Raw genomic sequence first — 1814 nt, forward strand, 5'->3', positions numbered from 1 at the left:
GTGCCGCGGCGGGCGGCTCGGGCGGGCGTCCGGGGGCCGGCGCGCTCTGCCGGCCGTTCTCCGGCTGGGCCGGAGCGGGTGCGGGGGCGGCCCGTCCAGGTCGTGTGCCGCGGGCGCCGCCGGGGTTCCCGGCGGCCGCACCGCGCGCCGCCAGTTCGCTGAGCCGCTCGTGCAGCGCGGCGGCTCCGGGGCGTTCGGCGGGTTCCTTGGCCAGGCAGGCCCGGATCAGCGGCGCCAGTTGCGGCGGCACGGCGGAGAGGTCGGGCTCCTCGTGGACGACCCGGTACAGCATCACTTCGGAGGACGCCCCGGATCCGAACGGGGTGTCCCCCGTGAGTGCGTACGCGAGGGTGGCCCCGAAGGCGAAGACGTCGGTGGCGGGTGTGACGGCGACCCCGCGGACCTGCTCGGGCGCGAGGAAGCCGGGGGAGCCGACCGCGGTGCCGACGTGGGTGAGCGTGCTGGCGCCGCGCGACCACGCGATGCCGAAGTCGATGATCCGCGGGCCTCGGGGCGAGAGCAGGATGTTGGACGGCTTGAGGTCCCGGTGGACCACTCCCGCCTCGTGCACCTTGACCAGTCCGTCGGCGAGCGCGGCCCCGATCCGGGCGGCCTCGGGCCAGTTGAGCGGTCCTTCGTCGCCGACCCGCTTGTAGAGCGAGGGCCCCGGCACGTACGCGGTGGCCAGCCAGGGCCGTTCGGTCTCGATGTCCGAGCCGACCACGCGCGCGGTGCAGCCGCCCCGGATCCGGGAGGCGGCGGCGATCTCGCGGGCGAAGCGGGTGCGGAACTCCTGGTCCTCGGCGAGCTCGGCGCGGATCAGCTTGAGGGCGACGCGCTGCCCGCGGCGGTCGGAGCCGAGGTAGACCACGCCCATGCCGCCGGCGCCCAGTCGCCGGTGCAGGCGGTACGGCCCGACGATGCGGGGGTCCTCACGCCTCAGCCGCATCATCGCCATGTTTCGTTCCCCGTCAGCCTGTGGGTGAGGCCCCGTCGGTTGGGCCATCGTCAGTTCCTGTCTGGCACAGCTTACGGACTGCCCGCTGCGGTGTGCTGATACGCAACACCTGAAGCCACCGTGCGATTGTCGGATCTTGCGTTGACCTGCAGGTCACAAGGGCGTCGAAGGGCTTCTCGGGGTTGCCCCTCAGGGTTCCCTCGGGGGTCGGATGAGCCTTCCGTCCCCCTGCGGTAGTAGGACCCGAGTCGGATCGTCATCCTCCCGGACGTCCGAGGAACAGTACGACGGCATGACGCCCGGAGGACCCTCCGGCCAATAGCGTTGTGTCCAGCGGTGGACGGGGAGCTCGTCCCCCGAGGTAAGCCGTCCACCGCGCCAACTCGACCGGATCAGGAGCAAGGACATGGCACCGCAGATCACGGGAACCCCCCGCCGTCGGCCGGCCTCCGTCCACTCCCGGTCCACCGAGCAGCCCACGCGGCACCCCGCCGTGGCGCTGGCCATGGCCCTGCCGTGCGCCGTGCTCCTGGTGCTGCTGTTCGGCGGGTGGGAGCAGATGGCGAACCAGGCCCAGGCCGTCGCCGATCTGATCACCCGCTGAGCGGGGAATGAAGGACACCGGCCCCGAGGCCGGTCGAAGACGGGCACCGATCCCCTGGGGACGGGGAGCGGTGCCGCCGGGGAGGCCGCGGCCGCGATGACACGCGGACGGGCGAGGAGCGGCGCGCAGAGCGCCCCGGCAGGCGGAGACGCCGCGTACGGACGTCGGTGAGGGCGTCCGTACGCGGGGGATGTATTTTAACACCCCACGTACCACCCCCCCCGGCGCCCGCCCCCCCGCGGGGGGTGTGTA

The 1814-nt window shown here is 73.4% G+C and carries 2 protein-coding genes; one reads left to right on the top strand and one right to left on the bottom strand.

Annotated elements, in window-relative coordinates:
• Nucleotides 1-958: serine/threonine-protein kinase (locus ACWGJO_RS41445; protein WP_452190945.1), on the bottom strand; the 958-nt coding region annotated here is incomplete at its 3' end.
• 406 nt (nt 959-1364) lie between these two features.
• Between ACWGJO_RS41445 and ACWGJO_RS41450 the strand changes: the two genes are divergently transcribed.
• Nucleotides 1365-1562: a hypothetical protein gene (locus ACWGJO_RS41450; protein ID WP_452190946.1), complete on the top strand. Its 198-nt coding sequence runs from the start codon at nt 1365-1367 to the stop codon at nt 1560-1562.
• The last annotated feature ends 252 nt before the right edge of the window (nt 1563-1814 follow it).

The sequence above is a fragment of the Kitasatospora sp. NPDC054795 genome (assembly GCF_053611565.1).